This is a genomic window from Flexivirga sp. YIM B11880 (assembly GCF_058148645.1).
In genome coordinates, this window is record NZ_JBMAMH010000005.1 from 109,346 (window position 1) to 130,590 (window position 21,245).

General features: G+C 67.9%; 20 protein-coding genes, 1 tRNA gene and 1 riboswitch. Of the genes, 8 read left to right on the plus strand and 13 right to left on the minus strand.

Annotated elements, in window-relative coordinates; translation table 11 throughout:
- Window positions 1–87: 87 nt before the first annotated feature.
- Together ACN8HC_RS09720 and ACN8HC_RS09725 are read right to left on the minus strand one after the other, a co-directional pair.
- On the minus strand, window positions 88–360 hold the full coding sequence (locus ACN8HC_RS09720) for a hypothetical protein (protein ID WP_490074629.1): 273 nt from the start codon (window positions 358–360) through the stop codon (window positions 88–90).
- On the minus strand, window positions 353–4,237 hold the full coding sequence (locus ACN8HC_RS09725) for an AAA domain-containing protein (protein ID WP_490074630.1): 3,885 nt from the start codon (window positions 4,235–4,237) through the stop codon (window positions 353–355). The genes ACN8HC_RS09720 and ACN8HC_RS09725 overlap by 8 nt, the downstream gene beginning before the upstream one ends.
- A gap of 148 nt (window positions 4,238–4,385) precedes the next feature.
- On the opposite strand from ACN8HC_RS09725, the gene ACN8HC_RS09730 reads away from it, so the two are divergent.
- Entirely contained in the window at window positions 4,386–5,693 is a 1,308-nt protein-coding gene (locus tag ACN8HC_RS09730) for an AI-2E family transporter (RefSeq protein WP_490074631.1), read from the plus strand.
- Between the two features lie 12 nt (window positions 5,694–5,705).
- On the opposite strand, the gene ACN8HC_RS09735 is transcribed toward ACN8HC_RS09730, so the two are convergent.
- Window positions 5,706–6,335, minus strand: coding sequence for a DUF2461 domain-containing protein (locus ACN8HC_RS09735; protein WP_490074632.1), 630 nt, complete (start codon window positions 6,333–6,335; stop codon window positions 5,706–5,708).
- A gap of 94 nt (window positions 6,336–6,429) precedes the next feature.
- Here ACN8HC_RS09735 and ACN8HC_RS09740 point away from each other — a divergent pair, with 94 nt between their 5' ends.
- From ACN8HC_RS09740 to ACN8HC_RS09760, 5 genes are all read left to right on the plus strand, one after another.
- A complete protein-coding gene (locus ACN8HC_RS09740; RefSeq protein WP_490074633.1) occupies window positions 6,430–6,906 on the plus strand; it encodes a hypothetical protein in 477 nt (158 codons plus the stop codon).
- Window positions 6,907–6,972: 66 nt separating this feature from the next.
- Window positions 6,973–7,045 (plus strand) — tRNA-Arg (locus ACN8HC_RS09745).
- Window positions 7,046–7,636: 591 nt separating this feature from the next.
- Complete coding sequence (locus ACN8HC_RS09750) at window positions 7,637–8,746, plus strand: AAA family ATPase (protein WP_490074634.1); 1,110 nt, start codon at window positions 7,637–7,639, stop codon at window positions 8,744–8,746.
- A 2-nt stretch (window positions 8,747–8,748) separates the two neighbouring features.
- Window positions 8,749–11,013 carry a S8 family peptidase gene (locus tag ACN8HC_RS09755; RefSeq protein ID WP_490074635.1) on the plus strand — a complete coding sequence of 755 codons (2,265 nt, stop codon included), beginning with the start codon at window positions 8,749–8,751 and terminating at the stop codon, window positions 11,011–11,013.
- A gap of 228 nt (window positions 11,014–11,241) precedes the next feature.
- Window positions 11,242–11,793: a hypothetical protein gene (locus tag ACN8HC_RS09760; RefSeq protein WP_490074636.1), complete on the plus strand. Its 552-nt coding sequence runs from the start codon at window positions 11,242–11,244 to the stop codon at window positions 11,791–11,793.
- Window positions 11,794–11,895: 102 nt separating this feature from the next.
- Here ACN8HC_RS09760 and ACN8HC_RS09765 read toward each other — a convergent pair whose 3' ends face one another.
- The 3 genes from ACN8HC_RS09765 to ACN8HC_RS09775 all read right to left on the minus strand — a co-directional run bounded on the left by ACN8HC_RS09765 (window position 11,896) and on the right by ACN8HC_RS09775 (window position 13,658).
- Window positions 11,896–12,456: a hypothetical protein gene (locus ACN8HC_RS09765; protein WP_490074637.1), complete on the minus strand. Its 561-nt coding sequence runs from the start codon at window positions 12,454–12,456 to the stop codon at window positions 11,896–11,898.
- A gap of 72 nt (window positions 12,457–12,528) precedes the next feature.
- Window positions 12,529–13,095, minus strand: coding sequence for a dihydrofolate reductase family protein (locus tag ACN8HC_RS09770; protein ID WP_490074638.1), 567 nt, complete (start codon window positions 13,093–13,095; stop codon window positions 12,529–12,531).
- A gap of 122 nt (window positions 13,096–13,217) precedes the next feature.
- A complete protein-coding gene (locus tag ACN8HC_RS09775) occupies window positions 13,218–13,658 on the minus strand; it encodes a PPC domain-containing DNA-binding protein (RefSeq protein WP_490074639.1) in 441 nt (146 codons plus the stop codon).
- A 104-nt stretch (window positions 13,659–13,762) separates the two neighbouring features.
- On the opposite strand from ACN8HC_RS09775, the gene ACN8HC_RS09780 reads away from it, so the two are divergent.
- Window positions 13,763–14,221 carry an SRPBCC family protein gene (locus ACN8HC_RS09780; protein WP_490074640.1) on the plus strand — a complete coding sequence of 153 codons (459 nt, stop codon included), beginning with the start codon at window positions 13,763–13,765 and terminating at the stop codon, window positions 14,219–14,221.
- An 8-nt stretch (window positions 14,222–14,229) separates the two neighbouring features.
- Here the strand turns inward: ACN8HC_RS09780 and ACN8HC_RS09785 are convergent, their stop codons facing one another.
- Window positions 14,230–15,987, minus strand: a complete 1,758-nt coding sequence (locus ACN8HC_RS09785) for a DUF429 domain-containing protein (protein WP_490074641.1) — start codon at window positions 15,985–15,987, stop codon at window positions 14,230–14,232.
- Between the two features lie 80 nt (window positions 15,988–16,067).
- On the opposite strand from ACN8HC_RS09785, the gene ACN8HC_RS09790 reads away from it, so the two are divergent.
- Window positions 16,068–16,556 carry a hypothetical protein gene (locus tag ACN8HC_RS09790; RefSeq protein WP_490074642.1) on the plus strand — a complete coding sequence of 163 codons (489 nt, stop codon included), beginning with the start codon at window positions 16,068–16,070 and terminating at the stop codon, window positions 16,554–16,556.
- Between the two features lie 12 nt (window positions 16,557–16,568).
- On the opposite strand, the gene ACN8HC_RS09795 is transcribed toward ACN8HC_RS09790, so the two are convergent.
- The 6 genes from ACN8HC_RS09795 to pdxH all read right to left on the minus strand — a co-directional run bounded on the left by ACN8HC_RS09795 (window position 16,569) and on the right by pdxH (window position 21,234).
- Window positions 16,569–16,835, minus strand: coding sequence for a DUF6295 family protein (locus tag ACN8HC_RS09795; RefSeq protein ID WP_490074643.1), 267 nt, complete (start codon window positions 16,833–16,835; stop codon window positions 16,569–16,571).
- Between the two features lie 3 nt (window positions 16,836–16,838).
- Window positions 16,839–17,582, minus strand: coding sequence for a dienelactone hydrolase family protein (locus tag ACN8HC_RS09800; protein WP_490074644.1), 744 nt, complete (start codon window positions 17,580–17,582; stop codon window positions 16,839–16,841).
- Between the two features lie 33 nt (window positions 17,583–17,615).
- A complete protein-coding gene (locus ACN8HC_RS09805; protein WP_490074645.1) occupies window positions 17,616–18,053 on the minus strand; it encodes a DUF6918 family protein in 438 nt (145 codons plus the stop codon).
- 94 nt (window positions 18,054–18,147) lie between these two features.
- Window positions 18,148–18,942, minus strand: a complete 795-nt coding sequence (locus ACN8HC_RS09810; RefSeq protein WP_490074646.1) for a C40 family peptidase — start codon at window positions 18,940–18,942, stop codon at window positions 18,148–18,150.
- Window positions 18,943–19,139: riboswitch (cyclic di-AMP (ydaO/yuaA leader) on the minus strand.
- Between the two features lie 119 nt (window positions 19,140–19,258).
- On the minus strand, window positions 19,259–19,948 hold the full coding sequence (locus ACN8HC_RS09815) for an iron-dependent transcriptional repressor DtxR (RefSeq protein ID WP_490074647.1): 690 nt from the start codon (window positions 19,946–19,948) through the stop codon (window positions 19,259–19,261).
- A gap of 605 nt (window positions 19,949–20,553) precedes the next feature.
- Window positions 20,554–21,234, minus strand: a complete 681-nt coding sequence (gene pdxH, locus ACN8HC_RS09820) for a pyridoxamine 5'-phosphate oxidase (protein WP_490074648.1) — start codon at window positions 21,232–21,234, stop codon at window positions 20,554–20,556.
- Window positions 21,235–21,245 lie beyond the last annotated feature (11 nt).

The following is a 21,245-nucleotide window of genomic DNA, read 5'->3' on the forward strand; positions in this document are numbered from 1 at the left end:
CGATCCCCTGGAAGGGGCGAGACCGCTCGGTCTCGCCCCTTTTCTGCGTGCTGATGCCTGCAAGGCCGCCGAAGGACGGCCCCGAACTCAGTCCCAGTGCGGCGGTCGCTGCTCGCGCCACCAGCGGTCCTGCGCCGACTCCGGGCCGCCGTCGGCGCCGGCGACCCGGCGCTCGGCCGGCCGGTCAGTCTCGCCGCCGGCTTCTCCACTGGCCGCGTCCGAGCCGCGGGACGCACCGGGCTTGGTCGCCTTCGTCCAGTGACCCGCGTCGGAGTGACCGGTTGTCGCCGGACTGCTCGCCCGGCGGTGCCTGCGGGTGCGGGGTTGCCGCGGCTCCGGTGCGTCCGGACCGTCAGTCATCGGCGAGCCAGGGATTGAGCGCGCCACGATTGCGGGCGTTCTCCAGGCGGTCCTCATCGGCAACAGCCGACGCGGCATGGACAGCTGCGGTCAGCCGGGCCACCTCACGGCCGGGATCGCGAAAGAGGTCGCGGGTCCAGACCCGCTCGTGGGTCCAGCCGAGCCTGCGCAGTTGGTCGACGCGCAGCCGCTCGCGGTCGCGGGTCGACGGGATCGAGCCGTAGACCGGGCCGTCGGTCTCGATCGCGACGAGCAGCGAGCCGGGCCGCCGCGGATCCTCGACCGCGAGGTCGAGCCGGTGCCGCGACGTGCCCCAGCCGGGATGGACGACCAGGCCCTGGGCTCGCAACCGGCGGGCGAGGTCCTGCACCAAGGCGGGGATCTCGGCCTCGGGAGCGGCCGGCAGCATCGGCCGGTCCAGCACGCTGCCGGCGGAGGCGGCGCGACGACGGCGACCGTCCGGCCCGCGCACCACGCCGGTCGGCTGCGGAGCGACAGCGGCCGACCCGGCCTCGTCGTCGTCGGGCTGGACGCGCCGGGCGGCGCCACCGGACCCGGCATACAGCAGGAAGTCGCGCAGCAGCAGCCCGCCGCGCGAGTGCAGTTTGCCCGGGTGGAGCTCGGTCCCGGAGAACGAGGACACCATCACCATGCGGCGCCGAGCGCGGGTGATCGCGACATTGAGCCGGCGCTCGCCGCCTTCGGCACTGATCGGACCGAACCGGTGCGGCGCCGACCCGTCGGCCGCCCGGCCATGGCCCACCGACAGGACGATGGCGTCCCGCTCGTCACCCTGCACCCGCTCCAGGTTCTTGACGAAGAACGGCTCGGCGGCGGTGTCGTCGAACAGGCCGGCCAGCTTGGGCTGCTGGGCGACCGCCTCCCGCAGCGCCGCCTCGATGCGGTCCGCGTGCCGTTGCCCGAAGGCGATGACGCCGATCGACTCGTCCGGCCGCTGCTGGGCCTGGTCGAGCACCACGCGGACCACCCGGTCGACCTCCGCCTCGGTGGCGTCACCGGAGACCGGCAGTCCGGTGACCACGTCGAGACGCACGACGGTGTCGTCCCCCACGCCGGGGAAGGTGACCAGACGCCCGCCATACATCTGCGCATTGGCGAAGGCGATCAATCGCTCGTCCAAAGCCCGGTAGTGCCAGGTCAACTCACGTCGTGGGAGTAGTGGCGCGAGAGCGTCCAGGATCGACTCCGCGGTCACCGGCGTGAGGTCGTCGGAGTCGTCGACCCCGCGGAAGAAGTTGGTGGGCGGCAGCTGACGCCGGTCGCCGGAGACGACGACCTGGCCGCCGCGGGAGATCGCCGAGATGGCCTCCGCCGGCGGGATCTGCGACGCCTCGTCGAACACCACCACGTCGAACCACACCCCGGGCGGCAGCACCGAGGCGACGAGCAACGGACTCATCACCCAGCAGGGCTTGATCGCGGTCAGCAGCTCCGGGGCCTGCGGCAACAGCTCGCGCAGCCCCGGCGGCCGCTCGGCCTGCGCCTGCTCGCGCAGCAGGGTCTCCTGCTCGGGCAGGTCGCGCATCGTGCGGCGTACTTGGTCGGCCCAGGACGCCAGCACCGCCGCGCTCCCGGAGCGCACGTGCTCGCGATCGGCCTCGGTGTATGACGCCACCTGCTCCCGCAGCCGCGCGCCGTTCGCCTCGCCGTATGCCGGATCCAGCTCCGCGATCCGGCCGAGCACCGCTCTCCACCAGACGAATTCGAACTCGCTCCCGACGCGCGACGCCGGCACCCGGCGTGCCGCGAGGTCGTCGATGAGGTCGCCGAGCCCGTTGGCCCGCAGCTGGTCCAGGCTGCCGATCACCGACGGCACCAGCGCGAGCCGGTCCTTGGCATCGGCGAGCCGGCGCAGCCGGTCCTGCAGCGTGTCGAAGTCGACGTCCAGCATCGCGTTGCCCTCCGCGGTGCCGTCCAGCCGCTGGGCGAGCCACTCCAGGTCCTCCCGCAGCCGCTCATGGGCCGTGACGTAGCGCGACAGGTCGACCGGTGCCGAGGGCCGGGAACCCTTACCGGCCGCCTTCTTCCAGCGCTCCTGCTGGCCCGCGGCGAGGACCAGCACGCCGTGCAGGTCCGACGGCGGCTGCCCGGGCCGCAGCAGCGTCCTGGCCTGTTTGCGCAGCCGTCGCCGGTCGAGTGCGCCGAGGTCGGCCGGGTGCGCCTTGCGGTAGTCGCTCGAGCCGGTGGCGAACGCCAACTGGTCCAGTGGCGCGGCGAAGACCTCCGGACGGAACGTCTCCAGGGTCCGGTGCGCCTCGGTCATCAGCTCCAGCTGCTGCTCCGACTCGAGCATGGTGCGCGGCTCGGGCAGACCCACTTTGTCGGCGAGCGCGTTGATCGCGTCGCGGTGCTCCTGCAACCTGCCGCCGGCGAGCCGCGCCACCAGCTCCTCGGTGCGGGCTGCTTGCTGCACGCCGACGACGCGGGCGCCATACCAGGGGTCCGGCTGGTCGTCCGTGCGCCACGCACCGAGCTCGGCCACCTCGATCAGCTGATCGCGCAATTCGTCCCGGCGGGTCGCCGAGATCCCGTCCAGGTCGGCGGGGTCGATGCCGGCGCGGGAGCGCGGTGTCGGCTTGGTCGCGTGGAAGGCCGCCACCGCGGCCTGGGCCTCGTCGACGCTGACTCCCCACGGGTCGCGGCGCTCGTGCATCGCGGCCCGGTGCGCCGCCAGGGCGTCACGCAGGGTGACCAGCTCCGATCGGTCCTGACGCGGCGCGGGATCGGCGGCGACGATCCGGTCCATCATCGACACCAGGCCGGTCAGCCGCTCGCCGTGTCCGCCGCGGCGGTCGTGGGCGTCGAGCACCATGTCGCGCAAGCCCACCCGATCGAGCCGTTTGACGACGGCGTCGATGGCCGCACGCTTCTCCGCGACGAAGAGCACTCGTCGCCCGTCGGCCGCGATCGCCGCGATGAGGTTGGCGATCGTCTGGCTCTTGCCGGTGCCGGGAGGGCCTTCCACCACCAGATGGGCGCCGGCGCGGGCAGCTTCGACGACGTCCTGCTGGGAGGCGTCGGCGTCGAGCACGAGGCACTCCGCCTGTGGATCACGGTCGACAAGTGGCTGCGCATCGGCACCCACCTCGGCACGCGCGCCGTTGTCGCCGCCGAGTGCGGCGATCACCGGATGCGCCGACAGCGTGTCCAGCTGGTCGGCGAGGTCCCGAACCATCGGGAGCTTGGTGTAGCTGAACGTGCCGACGACGTAGCGCCGGTCGATCCGGAAACCCGGTATGCCGGAGCACGCTTCCTGCACGCGCGCCAGCACGGTGTTGACGTCCGCGCTCGTCCTGCCCCCGAGGAAGTCGTCGATCGCGGCCTGGTCGAGATCGATGCCGTGCTCGACCTCGACGTACTTCGCGAAGACCGAGTTGAATTCGATCTCCGGCGCGACGCGCAGGACGAGTTCCTGGGGATCCTTCGACGACCCGGTGATATCCAGCCGGCGCAGCAGGATGGGAGCAGCCGGCCGACGCGGGGCACCTGGGTGCTCCCACGTCGCCATCCCGGTGGCGAGGTAACACGAGGAGATGCCGCGCTCCTCCTCCAACGCTTGTGTCCGGGACCGGATGACCCGAGCGCGGCGTTCGGCATCGGCGAGTGCCTCCGGCTCGCGCAGCAGCAGTTGGAGCGGCGCGGAACCGGCCGACAACAGCTGCGCCATACCCGCCGGATGGGCGCGGGTCAGGTCGAGCGTCGCGTGCGGGAGATCGCGGAACCACAGCAACGTGTTGCGGCCGCCGAGATCCACCAGATGGCGCTGCCATGCGGCCACCGCATCGCGCACAAGAGGGTCCCGACCGGTCTGCATGGACGGGTCGACCGAATCGTCTTGCGCGGCGGGCGAACTCACCGAGCAAGGCTAACGGTCGGCACGGCTGCAGCCCACGAGGCACGCCCGGCGGCGAGACATCTGCAAGCTGTGCGGGAGCGTGTCATACGGTGTCACCGGGGTCACCCGTTGCCTCGATCCGTCACCGTCATACCTGGGAGGAGCCGCCATGACGATCCTGCGCCGCCGTCCCAGCGACCCGGAGCCGGTGATCGACCGCGAGGCGAAACGCACGGAGGAACGCATCGACGCCGGCGACGAGCCGGCACCGTCCGCCGAGGAGGCGGCCGCCCGCAACCCCAACCAGGGCATCGACCGGGCAGGCGTGATCAGCCATGCCCTGAAGTGGACGGCCAGCTGGTCGCTCCGCTTCCTCATCGTGGTGGCGGCGACCTGGGTGGTGCTGCACATCATCGGCATGTTCTGGCCGGCCCTGTTGCCGGTCGCCGTCGCCCTGCTGGTCACCACGGTGCTGTGGCCGCCGGTGCGCTGGATGCGCGCCCACGGCGTGCCGCCGGCCGTCGCAGCGCTGGGCGGCATACTCCTCGCGATCGTGGTCGTCGGCGGCATCATCGCGGCGATGGCGCCCACGGTGTCCTCCCAGTGGGGCGACCTGGTCGACCAGTCCGTCGCCGGTGTCAACCAGCTGCGGGACCAGTTGCAGAACGGCCCGCTGCACATCCAGCCGGACCAGATCGACCAGGCGACCGCGAGTATCACCGACAAGCTGAAGGCCAGTGGCGACCGCATCGCCTCCGAGGTGCTGAACGGCATCACGCTGGCCGGTCAGGTGCTGATCGACGGCTTCGTTGCACTCGTGCTGACGTTCTTCTTCCTCAAGGACGGGCCGCGCTTCCTGCCGTGGTTGCGCGTCTCGGTCGGCCGGGGCGCAGGCGCGCATCTCACCGAGGCGCTGACCCGGATCTGGAACACCTTGTCGGGCTTCATCCGCACGCAGGCCATCGTGAGCGCCGTCGACTCGATCTGCATCGGCATCGGTTTGGTGGCGCTGCAGATTCCACTCGCGGCGCCGTTGGTCGTGCTGACGTTCTTCGGCGGTTTCATTCCGATCGTCGGTGCGTTCGCGGCCGGCACCATTGCCGTCCTGGTCGCCCTCGTGGCCGGCGGCCTCACCAAGGCCGTCATCGTCCTGGTGATCATCGTGGCGGTGCAGCAGATCGAAGGGCACGTGCTGCAACCGCTGTTGCAGAGCCGGTCCATGTCGCTGCACCCGGCGATCGTGCTGCTGTCGATCGCGTTCGGCGGGGACCAGTTCGGCATCATCGGTGCGTTCTTCGCGGTGCCCGTCGCGGCGTCGGTGGCGGTGCTCTGGCGCTATCTGTCCGAGCAGATCGACCTGCGCACCGGCGATGCGTCGGCTGCCGAGCTGCGGCAGGTCACCTCCGAGGGCGAGTATGCCGCCGCGCGCGGCGCGGATCACGGTCGTCGGTTGGCCCGGCTGCTCCGAAACGGCTGACGAGCTTCCCGATCAGCTCGGCAGGCGAGGCACGATCCAGTCCACGACCGGGCGCGCCTTATCCCAGTCGGACCGCACCCGGTCCAGCAGCTCCGGCGTGCGGACGAAGTCCGCGAACCCGTAGTCCTGGGACACGACCAGTGAGCGTCTGCGCAGCAGATCGATGCGCGGGTGGTCCATGGCGTAGCCACGCGGCACGGTCTTCAGCTGGTCGCCGCCCAGTTGCCAACCGGTCGCGACCGTGTCGTCGAGCCAGCGCTGCAGTTCCGCGCCGTCCGGTGAATCGATGCCGGCGCGGATCGCTTTGAGCGCGGCCGAATCCGCGTGGTAGCAGCCGGCGGCCGAACGGACACCAGCTGCCGACACCTCGAGATACCAACCAGTGGCCGTGCCTGCAGTCACGAAAAGCCCCTGGTGGGTCTTGTAGGGAGACTTGTCGGCCGAGAAACGCAGGTCCCGGTTCGGGCGGAAGAGCTTGGCCGGGCCGAAGTCGTCCTCCAGAGCCGCGGCCAGCGCGGCCATCGGCGCGCGGACGGCGTCGTCATACACCTGCTTGTGCTGGTTCCAGAACGTCTTGGAGTTGTCCGCCTCCAGATCGTCGTAGAAGTCGAAGGCCGCCTCGGGGATGCCGGTGAATGCCACCCGCCGATCGTAAATGTACGGGTCGGTATGGCGGTCGACGTATGCCGCGATCCGGCGCAGGATGGAACCGTCGGACGATCGACGGGAGCCCCGGATGACCCAACAACCACGCGCACAGACCCTGCGTTTCCAGGGCGCGGTCAACCGTGTCATGCGCACCCTGCTGCGGCTGCCCGTGCTGAGCCGCGGACCCGGCCGACGGCTCGTGCTGCTGGAGATCATCGGGCGCCGCAGCGGAAAGCACTTCGAGGTGCCGGTCGCCTACACACGGCAGGGCGCCGACCTACTGGTGGGCACGCCGTTCGGGTGGGGCCGCAATCTGCGCACCGGCGACGTCATCGACATCGTGCTGATGGGCGTTCGCCGGCAAGCCGATGTCGTCGCGTACACCGATCGCGACGGCGTCATCGAGGCGTATGCCGTGATGTGTCGGGACAACCCGCAGTTCGCGAAGTTCAACAAGATCGCGCGCGGCCAGGACGGCGAGCCCGACGAGCGCGACCTGGAGGCGGCGTGGAATGCCGGCGCGAGAGCGTTCCGGATCACCCCGCGCGAACCTGCTGGCCGCTGAGCGCGCCCTCCGGTCAGCCGCCGGCACCTCCTCCCCCTACACTGGGCGGCGCCGGGCAACCGGCACGCCCCCGTAGCTCAGGGGATAGAGCACCGCTCTCCTAAAGCGGGTGTCGGACGTTCGAATCGTCTCGGGGGCACAGTGTTATGCGGGTCACGGCCCTGCCTTGCCCGTCCTAGGGAGCCGAAACACCGACCCGGACGGTGGCTGCACCCGAAGGCACGCTCACCCGCTCGATCGCGGCGCGATCCGCGTCGGTGCCCGTCTGGTGCCCTCCATACGGAGGGAGCTTTGCGGCGGAGTGGCGGAGCCAGACAAAGACGACCTCAATAGCAGCTGCCAAGAGAATGATCGCCGACCCGCGTCCTATCGCCCAGAGTGGGCGCGTATGCGCCAGATAGCGTGCCCGTCGTGATGCGTCCGGTCGCCGATGGGCTCGATCACCCAGTGGGCGCGGCGGCCCCTTGGCCGTTGGTCACGTTCAGGGCGAGCCCTTGAGGCTGGTGTGGACCGCTCCGAGCGGGGCGATGTCGACCCGACAGCCGTCGTCACGCATGTCCGTGGGACGATGTCGGGGCGAGCGGATACGATCCGAGGCGAATGTAACACTATGGCGCATTGGCGTACCAGATACCCGCTCAAGCGGATCAGAAGTCTAGACTTTCGTACCAGAACACCCTAGAGGGCTTGTCGCGGACGTCGGTGGTGCCCACTCAGACCAGGAGCCTGCATGGAGCATTTGTCAGAGGTCGTCAAGATCTTGGATGCGGCGCTCATGCACGACACAGACAAGGCGTCCGCGTACGCGAGTCTATTGGCTACCAAACTCGATGAAGATCGTCAGCCCCGCCAGGCGCGGGCTGTCAGGTCAATTCTGGCCAAACTGCCGAGCCCAGCAGTGGGTGCCTCATACACGAACCCACGCCTTCCGAAGGACGCGGAGAACACGCTGGCTGTTGTTGACTTCAAGGCCCTGGAGGAACTACCTCCAACCGATCTTGCGCTCCACCCGTACGTTCGAGACCGGGTGGATGACTTCCTCGAGTCGGTGCGGATGCACGACGCGTGGGCGGCACGAGGCGTCGCATCGGCCAATCGCCTGCTCATCTACGGTCCGCCGGGAACAGGAAAAACGAGCATCTCCACTCTGATAGCCAGAGAGCTTGGCCTCCCATTGATTTTGAGTCGGAGCGACGCGCTGGTGTCGTCACTGCTCGGGCAAACGAGCCGCAACATCAGAAACATCTTTGAGTTCGCGGAGGGAACACCCAGCGTCCTCCTTCTTGATGAATTTGACGCCTTGGCCAAGGACCGCAAGGACTCGCGCGAAATTGGTGAGCTGCAAAGGGTCGTCATCGCCCTGCTGCAGAACATTGACGCGCTGCACCCATCTACCGTCTTGGTAGCAGCGACCAATCATCCGGAGTTGCTCGATCCCGCCGCCTGGCGGCGATTCGACTACACATTGAAGGTCGATCTCCCGACCGCGACGGAGCGTTCGTCAATATGGAAAGTGGCGCTTGGTGAGTTCACGCCAAACGAAGCTGATCTCGCGCGTTTGGTCGAGCTATCGGACGGAATGTCAGGTGCCGGAATCAAGCTCGCAGCCAGGGACATAGGGCGGATGGCGATCAGGAGTGGTGGTGGCGCGCCTTCCTTGCCCAGTATGCTGCGTCGGCTGGCGCGAGTGCTGTGGTTCGACTCGTACGAACGATTCGAGAACGACCACACGGAGATCGCTGCCCTGAGAAGGTGGGCGCCGAACATCTTCACGGTCAGGGCGCTGAGTGAACTCTTCAATGTCAGCGCGAGACAGGTGAACAACGCGATCAGGGGGTAGGGATGCCAGAGTTCGAACCGATCGTACTGCTGCCAGCGCAGCGGAGCGAGTACACGCGCAAGCCAGGTGGCGGTGGCACGCCCGCGCCAATCGTTCCCGTCGACGCGGCCCTTCGTTCAGGGTTCGTCGAGCAACTGACCGCCGTCGAGAACCTGGCTGCCAGCAACCTGCCCGGCTTCTCGCAGGGCGTTCCTCTTGCCATTCGCGTACGGGACGAGGCTCTGGCCAAGTCAAAGCGGCCCTACAAGCTGCTCGCCGACGCAGACCTGTCGCCTGTTGCTGGCGAGAAGCGTGGCGAGATGATCAGCCGCGCAACTCCTGAGAATTCTCGTGCGTTGGCGAATCTTATTGCGAGCCGGACCTCGAAGGCGGACACCTTCGCGATCTCGACGTTCGACTCGTTTCGCATCTGGGATCCCGTTGTGGACGCAATACCGGCGAGTGCGGCCGATTCCGCTGACGCGTTGCTGGATGAGGCGCGAGCAACGGACCGTCCGTTGCGCGTGGAACTGTTTCCTTGGCTTTCGGTGCAGTCAATCTGGGGCAGTAGCAATGAGACGCTCGAGGACTACCTGGCGGAGGTGGGCCTTCCTGTCATTTCCGTCGCTGGTTCCCGCAGTCGCACCGCGCTCTATCTTCGGGTGCTTGACGACGCCACAGTGGATTCCCTCCGCAACCTGATCGGCATCCGGAGCGCCATCCTGGCGCCTTCCTATGCAACACCGGAGCGAATTGCGCAGCAAAGCTTTCGAATCTTGAGCAGTGCATGTCCGGTCGCCATTCCCGGCCCTGATGGCGTGGATGCTTTGGTCGGCATATTCGACTCGGGTGTTAGTCCCGGATTGCTGGATCCCTGGATCCAGAGGCGATGGACGTACGACCTCGGTCCGGAACTGGACACAAACCACGGAACGTTCGTGGCTGGTCTCGTCGTAGCCAGTCGTGACCTCAACGGTGGCACTGACGAGTTCCCCCGTGATCCGGCGCGAGTTTACGACGCCCAGATCCTGCCGGCGGGTCCGATAACCGAGGACATCATCATCGAGCGCGTTACGGAAGTGCTGGATGAAGCAGGTCCGGCGGGTCCAAGGGTGTGGAACTGCTCGTTCAACAACCCCTGCCGAATGGACCCCGTTGACTATGGAACCCTGAGTCAGGAGTTGGATCTGCTCTCTTCCAGACATGGAATCCTGTTCGTTCAGTCGGCCGGAAACTACTCCAACCTCCGGACGGTCTGGCCCCCAGACGGGTCTGTCGGAGTCGAGGATGCGTTGGCGACACCAGCCGAAGGAGTGCAGAGCTTGACGGTTGGTTCGCTCTCGCACCTGGGGGGTATGGCGCCAGTAGGTGCTGTCGCGTCCTACAGCCGAAGAGGACCCAGCTTCGGCGGTCAGCAGAAGCCCGACCTCACATACTGGTCTGGCGACGTGGACGGCCATGGTGCGCTGTCCGGGTTTGGCGTGAAGTCAATAGGCCCAGAGGACGTGGAAATGGAGTCCGTGGGGACAAGTTTCGCGACTCCGATAGTGAGCTCAATCGCGGCAAATGTCTGGGGGGACTTGGCGGACGCAAATGCAGTGGATCCGGTACGTCCGGAACTCGTCAAGGGGCTGGTGATCCACAGCGCAACAGTGGCCAACATGGATATCCAGGATGATCATCGGATCTACTACGGTGCTGGAGTCCCGCGGGGCGAGTCGATGGCTCTCTTTGATCGCCCTGACTCGTTCACGACGGTGCATGAAGTAGAGCTGAGAAGCGGTGTCAATTGGGAGAAGCGCCCCTTTCCAATGCCTGAGTGCCTCTTCAATTCTAAGCGGAAGATCAGGGCAGTCGTTACCCTAACGGTCGCCTATGCACCTCTTATCGATGCGGCGTTCGGCGAAGAATGCGTCCGCACGTGCGTCGAGCCATCCTTTGGTCGCTATGTTCTCAAACATGGCGAGGAGGAGTTTGCCGGCAAGATGGGGGGCAGCCATGATTGGGAGCGATCGCTTGTTGACCGGGGAAAATGGAGCCCAGTCAAGACTTATCGGCAAGTCTGGAAGCAGGGCATCGACGGTTCGGGGGACTGGGCACTGAAGCTTCGGCTAACTGCTCGCGACAGCGCCATTGAGCCGCTCACCCAGCGGGCGTATGTGATACTTACGGTCGAAAGTCTGGACCCGGCGCTCTCGGTCTATCAAGACGGGTTGGCAGCGATTGCCCGACTTCACTATCCGAGTTCGCTGGCCGTCGACGCTGGGCGACTGCGGGTGGCGCCATAAGACTTGCCGTCAGGAGCCAAAGCCCCGGCGGGCCGCCCCACAGCTTTGGCTCGTGTCGGACCGGCGTGGCAAGGTCGGACATGGAGGCGGGGACAACCGGCCATGCCCTGCGCCGCCGGGAAAGGCGCCTTCGGACCCGCGTCACTTCGCCGCGTCAGGGTCTGGAAAAACCATGTGCGTACGTCTGCGTCGTGGGATAGTGCCGCAGGGGCACAACCAGGGGGTGCAATGCCGACGAAGCGCGTGATTCGGTCAATGATTGAACGTGAGCTGCGCAAGTGCGACGTGCTCACCCCGACTGATCGTTTGTCGGACCTGTGGCTAGTCGGATTGAAGTCCCTGACGGTCAACGGCATCGAGGTGACTGATCGCGAGCAGGGAAACTGCTGGCTGCGTGCTGCTCGTCCGATGGTCGGTGGAGAGCTGTGCGTGCTTGCCGCCGTGAACGCTTGGTGGCTGATACACACTCCGATGAACGTCTATCTTGCGGGTGCTGCGCTCACGCCGGTTGTGCGGGCGGTTGGCTCGCTTGTCGAACTCGCGTGGTTCACTCGGCTTCCAGCCAATGAGGCAACCTCGGCGTTACTGATTCCGCCAGGTGCGATCGAGTTCCGGGGATTCGTGTACTTCGCGGCTCGAATCGCTGCGGATCAAGATGCGAACGCGATCGTCGCCAAGATCGTCGCGATGCGTGAGGGCGGGCTTGCTCTACTGGATCCGGAGGCCCGCGCAACCATGGAGCGCGCGATCACCGAGATGGCGCACCTGCCTTTGGGATGAGAGATGCGCCACCCGATCGGCCTGCGTCATTCCGCCGCCAATGAGCTGTCAGTGCTCGCTGAGTGCTGAAGGGCTTCCGCAGTCGCCGATCCCGACAGGTGCTCAAACCCGCGCGATCACGTGATCGCCGCGACGGTAGAGCACGTCGGCGCGCGTCAGGTCGTCGACCACTTCGTCAATCGTGGAGCCGCTGTCACTTGGCCAGGAGCGGCGCAGGTCGCGGATGCTCACGCCTTGCCGATAGATCGACCCACGCGTGAGCCGCTGAAGCAGGAGCATGGCCTCGAGTTGCTCATCGGAGAGGCGACGCAATTGGGGCAGGAAGATTGCGGCGACCGATGCGGCTGCGGTCTTCGGACCGTGATGTGGGTCGACGGCAACCGCCGCGCCAATCCCCGCCAGGATCCGTCCAACGCTCGGACGCTCCGCCTTCCAGCGGATGTTGAGCCGAGTCCTCGGGACGATCATGCCGAAGACATCGAGCCAGGCCGGCGGGGAACTCACCGTGATCTCGGCTCGATCCGCCACCGAGGCCAACATGTCGACGACGAATCTGGCTGCTTGCTGCTGTGCGGACGGCGGGATCTCGTAACCAAGCACGTCGGGCGCGATCCAGCCGGAGGGATCCGCGTCTTTGACCACAATGCCGGTTGCGGCAGCCATGTCTCAGGATAGAGCCGGCAACACGAGGGGCGCCTTCTACCGGGAGCGGTCGAATGCTCGGCACCGCACTCGTCAGGATGTGTTTCGCACCCCGTAACGCACGTAGATCACACCGTTGCCGAATCGTCGGTGGTCCAGCAGCTCCAGGTCGAGGCGGACGTCCCGAGGCAGCGCTGGCTTGCCGCCGCCCACCGAGACCGGGCACAGGAGCAGCACACACTCGTCGACCAGACCGTGCCGAAAGGCCTCCGCCGCGATGCATGCTCCTCCGATGCTCAAGTCCGAACCGGAGGTCTCTTTCAGCATTCGCACCGCGTCGGGCTCGAACCGGCGCTCGATCCTCGTGCGCGCAGTCGAGACGCTCGTGAGCGAGGAGGAATAGACCACCTTGTCGGCGGCCCGCCAGATCTGGGCGTAGTCACGGACCACCCCGGGCTCGTCACGCAACCAGTCGTCGTCCTCCCAGACACGCATTGTCTCGTACATCCGTCGCCCGTAGAGCGACGTGCCGATCTGCCGCTCGTGCTCGTTCCAGAACGCGTGCACCTCCTCGTCGGGCACGGACCAGTCGAACGAGCCGGTTTCGTCCTCGAGGAAGCCGTCGAGCGAAACGTTGGCTGCAAAGATCAGCTGTGCCATTGGAGCCCTCCGGCCTGGGAAGGGCAACACGATAAGGCGTCACTCCACCACCAGTAAGATCTCGACGTCTCGCGACACCACCAGTCGAGCCAGCACTCCCCTCGCGGCTCACGGGGACGCCCTCAGCTCGACAGATCGATGAGTGCCAGACCGGTCTCGGGGTCGATCTTCTTGGCGAGATGGGCGGGCGTCTCGGTGACGACGACCTCGAGCGTCGGCCACACGGTCAAGCTCTGCAGATGCCCGCCGATCGTGGAGCTGTCCTTGCGGCCCAGGGTGAGATGGGCGTGTATGGCGGGCCGGTCGCCTTTCCAGGCGATGTCGCCGATCAGCGAGAGCACCTCGAGCTGCTCGGTGAACTCCGTGCTGCGGTAGTCGCTGATCTCGGGGTCGAAGTAGCCGAGCGTGACCGCCCGGGCGGCGCCCACCGCGGTCAGTGAGGCCGCGCTGACTTCGTGCTCGGCGGCGAACGCCCCCAGCTGTCCGAACGCCTCGTCGCCCTTGTCCATCACCACCACGAACGTGCGCAGACCGTCGTTCTCATACACCTGCTTCGCCTTCATGCCGACGTACTGCCCGCTCCGACGCGCCGACAAACCGCCGGCGTCCTCACAGAAGACTCGTGCACTCCCGCAGCCGTCGCCGCTGCCCCTGCCACGATGGAGGTATGACGCAGCCACCTGAGGACAAGATCGTCACCGCGACACGCACCATCGCCGCTCCCGCGGCCGCCATCTTCGAGTTCATCGCCGATCCCAGCAGGCAGCCGGAGTGGGACGGCAACGACAATCTCGCTGCGGCCGCGCCCGGGCAGCGGGTGCACGGCGTCGGAGAGATCTTCCAGATGACGCTCACCAAGGACGGGGCGGTCCGCGACAACAAGGTCGTGGAGTTCGAGGAGGGCCGCCGCATCGCCTGGTGCCCCAGCACTGCTGGCGAGCCGCCGGCCGGGCACCTCTGGCGCTGGGAGCTGCAACCGACCAGCGACGGCCGCACGAGGGTCACGCACACCTACGACTGGACGCACCTCACCGACCCGCGGCGCATGGAACGAGCCCGCGCGACCACCTCCGAGATGCTGGCCAAGTCGCTCGACAACCTTGCTGCCGTGGTCGGGTCCGACTGAGCACGGGTTCAGTCCGCTCCGCGGCGGAGTTTGGCCAGCCGGGACTGAAGGCGGCCGACGCGGTGGGCGTTGCCGTCGAGCGCGACATACTCCTCCCCGAAGCGCTGCAGCAACGCGTCGTCGAGTCGGCGAACCGCGCCGGGCGGCGTCCGATAGGCCATTCGTTCGTCGATGCGTGCCGTGTCCACCTGCCGCAACTCCTCGGCGAGTTGCGCGAGCGAGTGGATGCCGAGTTCATGGACCAGCCCGGCCATCCACGTGTAGTGGTCGGCACGCGACCAGGCCGCCTCGGCATACTGACCGGCCAGGTAGGCGGCGAGCTCGCGGGACGAGATCCGGTCCGCCTGCGCGGTGCTCGGCACCGCCTCGGCCACCCCCGAGCGGAGGGTGTCGCGGATCGTCGAGAACTCCTGATCGGCCAGTTCGAGCAGCCCGGCCGCCAGAGTGAAGCGGCGGTCGAAGTCGGGGCGCTGGTTGTCCGGGATGGTGCCTTTGTAGCGGATGTCGTGCTCGAACTCCGCCCACGCGTGCTGCAGCACGGTCCGGATCTGCACCTGAATCTGCCGGTCCCCGATCTCCGGGTGCGCCGCCCGGTCCTCGGCACTGAGCTCCAGCTGGAGGTGCCTGCTGGAGTAGCCGAAGCGTCCCTCGCTCGCCGTCTCCTCCCCCAGGTCGCGGTCGTGCAGCACCTCCGTCTCCGCCGCGAGCAGCTGCACCACCGCGTCGACGTCACCGCGTACATAGGTGATCACCCGCACGCCGATGGTGTCGCCGATGTCGCGTAGGGGGTCCGGGTAGAGCAGCACCCCGTCCTCTTCCCGGGCTGCCTTCTCCGCGAAGGACGCAACGGTTTTCGCACGGCCGGTCACGGTCAGATAGTTGAGCCCGGCGTCGTCGAGCACGCCGGCGATCAGGTCGACCGCGTCCGCCGCGGCCTGCTCGATCCGCGGGAAGAGCACGGCATACTCGCGCCGGGCCGCGCTGACCAGCTGCGCCCGGCTGCGCTGGTCCGGCGACTGACGCGACGGGCTGAGGCCGGCCGGCAGCCGGGGCGTCACGATGTAACCGGTGGCGAAGTCGCCGTAGGTGTGCACCCGCTCCGGGGCCTGGTGCGCGAGCAGCGCGACATACGCGCAGATGACCGCGTCGATCGGGTCCTCGGCGCTGCGCAGCTGCGCCTTGCGGGTCGCCCCCTGCACCGTGTCGACGAGGCGCTGCCAGTGCTCGCTCTGCTTCAGCCGCAGCGCCGGCTTGGCGCCGGACAGTGACTCCAGCAACCGGATTAGCGTGACGAGCTCACCGCGCAGCTGCTCGACCGAACGCCCCGGCTTGTTCTTGTACTTCAGCGTCTGGCCCAGCCGGAAGAGCGCCACCGTCGCCGGGTGCGGATAGACCTCCAGGGCGCGACGACCGGCGTGCGACGCCGGGTCCATGTCGAGCTCCAGGAGACCGGCGATCCGTGCGCCGCGGGTGCCGCCGGCGAAGGCCGGGTTCGCCGTGTTCGAGGGGTGTGCACCCGCTTCGTATGCCGCGAAGTCCTTGCCCAGGGCCTGTTCCGCCGGGCGACTGCCGGTCGCGTTGACGACGATCAGCGGAGCATCGATGCCGACCACGCAGTCGCCGGGCACGGCGGCCCGGATCGCCTCGACGATCTCCTCGTCGCTGCGCACCGAGCTTGCGTGGCAGAGGGCGCCGGACTCGTCGAGGACGGCCACGCCGGTCGGGTTACGGGCAGCCCAGGCGAGGTCGAGGCCGACGAAGTGCATGACTGCAGCATGCCGCATCGCCGCAGATGTCCGGCGCGCGCGGCACGATCCGGCGCGTCCCTGCTCGTAGCATTGAACCCATGTCGACGAGTGGGGACGACGAGCAGCGGTCCGCGAACGACGAGTTCATGGACAGGTGGGCCGACGACGGGGACTACTACGACGACGAGCGTCACCGGCGCGCTGCTCCGGGACTGCTGCCCGGAGCTCTGCTCGGAGCGGGTGTGGCCGCGATCTGCGCGATCGGCATCTACCTGCTCGCCGGGAGCGGCACCGGTGGGCACGGGGCGAGTCCGCAAACCGTCACCTTCACCCAGGACGGACCGACGCAGACGGTGATCCAGCAGCGTGACGCCACTCCCGCCGCCGACAGCACCTTGACCGAGACCACCACCGTGACGGAGCCGGCGAGAACCGTGACGGTCAAGGTCGTGCAACCGGGGACGAACACCACGGTCACCAGCACGGCGACCACTACTGCGACCGCGTCCCCTCAGACGACGACGGTGACCCAGACCACCACGGTGACCTCGACCGGGATCATCCTGCCGACCCACTCCGTCGGCTGACCGGCCTGCGGGTCACACCTTCAGCTCGTCCGGTGCCGCGTCCAGCGCCTCCTGGATGGCATCGATGATGCGCTGCGCCGACGCGGCGGTCAGCTCCAAGGCGATGCGCTGACCCGGTCCGGCGCTCGGGTCGGTGAGGTCCAGGTTGAGCGTGTGCTCGGCCATTGCGTGCACCGGATGGTCGAAGTATGCCGCCGCGTCGGTGACCCGGAACCACGTGCCACCCGGTGCTTTTGCGCTGCCGTCGATGTCGGTCTTGACCGTGATGTAGGTGCACATGCGTCAGGCTCCCAGGTGCTCGGCGAAGAAGGTCTCGACGCGTTCCCAGCCGTCGTTGGCCGCTGCGACGTTGTATGACGGCCGGTCGTTCGCGAAAAAGGCGTGCCCTGCGTCGTCATACGAAAAGAACTGGTGTGGCTTGTGGTTCGCCGTCAGGATCTGGTCGAGTTCCGCGACCTGCTCGGGACTGGGGAACTTGTCCTCCTTGCCGAAGAGGCCGAGCAGCGGTGCCCGCAGCTGCGGCAGCAACGGCACCAGATTGGTGATGCTCAAGGGATAGCCCTCGGGCGGGGTGCCGGTGACGAAGGCGCCGTAGCAGTCGACGGCCGCGTCCAGCTCGAGATGGCAGGCGGCGAGCACGGCCTGCCGCCCACCGGAGCAGTGCCCGATGATGCCGACCTTGCCGTTGGAGTGCGGCAGCGCCCGCAGGTGGGCCGCGGCGGCTTTCGCGTCGGCGACCAGGCGGTCGTCCGGGACGCCGCCGGCGGCCCGGACCGTCGCAGCAGCGTCGGACGGCTCCGCACCCGGCGCCTCGCGGGAATAGAGATTGGGACAGATCGCGTCATAGCCCAGCTCGGCGAAGCGACGCACCATCTCCTTGGTGGCCCGGTCGTAACCGGGCATGTGGTGGATGACGACGACTCCGCCCCGGGGCAGGTCTGCGTCGGGGGTGGCGAGATAGGCCTCGATGTCGGCCCCGTCCTCGCCGGTCAGGTGCACGGTGGTGGCGGTCAGCGAATCAGACATATCGCAGGTCTATCAGACCTTGGTGAGCGCCGCTCAGGACGCGTGCTGCTGCACGACCTGCCCGAGCCGCGGCAGCGCCTGCTCGACGTGTCCCTTGGCCTTGCCGCGCAACCCGTTGTAGGCGCGCCGTAGCGGCTCGCGGTCCGTCGCTGCGGCGCGTGCGTCGGTCACCGCCAGCAGCGCATCCGAGGCCGCGTCGCCTCGGTCGGCCAGGTAGGCGCCGAAGTCACCCGTGCCGTCGAAGTCGTCCCAGAACGGCTGGAGGGCGGCAGCGAAGTCCGGCAACATGCGATCGGTGGCACTGGCCGCGATGGTCGGGCTGACCTTGCGCACCGCGGCATACCCGCCCTTGACGGCGACCCCGCCGAGCCCCTTCTTGCCCTTCACCTCGGCGTCGATCACCGACACCAGATCGGCGACGACGGCGGGGCGGCGGTCCGCCGCGAGCAAGGTCTCGGACAACGACGACATACGGGATCCTGTCTGGTGGGCTGCAGGGATGGGCTGGACGCACGAACCCGCCGCGCCCTGAGGAGCACGACGGGTTCGCAGAATGGCTGATGTTTCAGATGCGGCCGTAACCGGACACACCGCTGTAGATGGCGCGGATGCCGACCGAACCACCGGGGTGGTTGGCGTCGATCATCATGCCGTTGCCGATGTAGATGGCGACGTGGTAGGCGTAGCTGCCGTTGCCGAAGAAGATCAGGTCACCCGGCTGCGGGCTGCTCACGCGGGTCGCGACCTGCATCTGAGCAGTCGCCGTGCGCGGCAGGGACTTGCCGGCCAAGCCGTAGACGTAGGAGGTGAAGCCGGAGCAGTCGAAGCCGGCCGGGCTGGAGCCGCCGTAGACGTAGGGCGAACCGATGAAACGCTCGGCGATGGCAACGATGCCGCCGGTGGCTGCCGGCGGGGCCGGCGTCGGGTTGGCCTTCGGCGGGGTGGGCGGCGCGGGCTGGGAGTGCTGCACCGGCTGGGTGGGCGTCGGGCGGGTCGTCGAACGCGACACGGTCGAGACGCGGGGCCGAACGACCGGCTTCGGAACGACGAAGGTCTTCGCCTGCACCGCCGAGGCGAGCTCGGTCTGCGCGGGCACGGCACCCAGCTGCTGCTGGGCGCGGGTCGTCTTCAGCGGGTGGGCCAGCGCCTGAGCGCGTGCGGTCTGCGCGGCGAAGTCGACCGTGCTCGCACCCGAGATGGAGGCGACACCGGTGGCGGCGTTCGCGGCCTGCGGAGCAGCGATCGACGCGACCAGGCCGCCGGCAACGGCGACGGTCGCGGACACACGGGCGGTCGAGTTGAAAGTGGTCGACAGCTTGCTCTGGGCGCGGTGGCGACCGCGGGGACCAAGAATGGACACGTAGAACCTCTCCGTCGCCTACGAGGTGAGCTGTCGGGCTCGGGCCGAAGATGCCCGGTCTCGGTGCAGCAATCCCCGTGGTGCTGCGCCGCTACTTCGCCCCAAGGATGACGTTCGCCACCCGATCTTGGGTCCCCCGCTCCTGCCTGGCGGAATCGCTCACCCGGACGGCTGGCAGGACTCGGCGTTGCCTTCCGGGAGCTCACCGGTCGGCGAGCCGGAGGTAACGGTACACAACCGTCACGACAATGTCACAGCGAGGTCACGAATTGCTTGTCGAAAGGTATGACGCCAACCAATCGCGCCGTGCCGGACGTCACTGGCTGTCGACGAAGACGTGCATGGCGACGTCCCGCGGGAGCGAGACCGCGTCGCTGCCGTCGGCCTTGACGAGCACCCGGTCCCCCTCCAGCTGGGTCAGCACCGTGGCGTCCGGCGTGATGCCGCCGGCAGTCAGCACACTGAGCGCCTCCTGGTCGGCCTGCGCCGGCTCGCCCACCCGGCGGACGACGTGCTTGGCGGGCTCCTCGGTGACGACCTCGGTCAGCGACTGCACGCCGTCACGGAAGTGCAGCCGGGTCTCCTCCTCACCCAGCTCTTCCAGGCCGGGGATCGGGTTGCCGTAGGGCGAGATGTGCCGCTCGTCCAGCAGGCCGAGGATCTTGCGTTCGACCCGCTCGCTCATCACGTGCTCCCACCGGCACGCCTCGTCGTGTGCGAACTCGAGCTCGACGCCGATCACGTCGACGAGCAACCGCTCCGCAAGTCGGTGCTTGCGCATCACCCGCACGGCCAGCAGCCGTCCGCGTTCGGTGAGCTCCAGGTGCCGGTCGCCGGCGAGCGTGAGCAGACCGTCTCTCTCCATCCGTGCCACGGTCTGGGAAACAGTCGGTCCCGAGTGTCCGAGACGCTCGGCGATGCGCGCGCGCAACGGGACGATCCCCTCCTCTTCGAGGTCGAAGATGGTGCGGAGATACATCTCGGTGGTGTCGATCAGGTCGCTCACACGCACAAGCCTGCCACTTAGGACGGACCGGTGCCATTTGGCATCTTCCGCGCAATATTCCTGGATTGATTCGGGAATCCCAGGTAGGGGCGCTACGTTCTTCTCCATGGAGGCCGAGGGGCTCCTCCCCCCTGACCCTCGGCTTCCCGAACCGTCCGCACTGCGGACGGGGTGAGCACGCTGTTCGCAGCAGTGCTCGGACGGCTGGCGCACCTCCCCTGGGCGCCAGCCGTTCTTTGTCTCCGATCTCTGGCCGCCGGCCGGATCTCGTCGGCGCGGGTTAATCCGTTGCCAGGATCCGGCAACCCGTTCTAGCGTGGTGGCACACGAGAAAGGAGGTGGTCCAAGAGTGAATTCTCAAAGGACGCGTGAGGTGGTTGCGCGCTAGCGCAGCCTTCGTATTCGTCGCCGGCCACCTCCGGTGGACCGACGAAACGGACGTTCGGTAGCTACTCCAACGCAGCCACCGCAGCCCGTGGGTGGCGCGATCTCGTCTATCGCGCTCGCCGGCACTCGTGCCGGCAACCCACGGGCTGTCCGATGTCCGCACACGCTGGTCGAGTAGCGCGGAGCGCCGGCGGAGGGCCTATCGAGACCAAGTGCTCTCACGGCTGGCGGCGCTGCACACTCCAACTCGCCGGATCGGCCAGGTCACCCTCGCCGGTGCGGACGAAGACGAGCCGGTCGTGGAGCCGGCTTCTGCGCCCGGCCCAGAACTCCACCTCGTCGCAGTGCACCACATACCCGCCCCAGAAGTCGGGCAGCGGCACATCCTGCGGGCTTCCGGTGTCCGGCCACTTCTGCTCGTATGCCGCCACCGCCGCCTCGAGTTCCGCACGGCTCGCCACCGGCTGCGACTGCTCCGAGGCCCACGCCCCGATGCGCGACCCGTACGGCCGGCTGCGGAAGTAGGCTTCCGACCGCTCGGCGGTCATCCGGTGCGCGACCCCGACGAAGCGGATGGCACGGAACATCGAGGGCCAGGTGAGGGCCGCCGCGATGTTCGGATTGTCCTCCAGGTCGCGGCCCTTGCGGCTCGTGTAGTTGGTGTAGAAGCCGGGCCCGTCGGCGCCGAGGTGACGCATCAGCACCGTCCGTACGTGCGGCTGGCCCGCGACGTCGACGGTCGCGACCGAGATCGCGTCCGGCTCCGGCACATCGCCCCTGGCGGCCTGCCGGTCCACGGCATCGCGCACCCACTGCTCGACCAGCGGCAGCGGCGCCGCCGGCAGATCGTGCTCGTCCAGGCCCTCGCCCGCGTAGTCCCAACGTGTGATCGGCTGCATGGACCCGACGC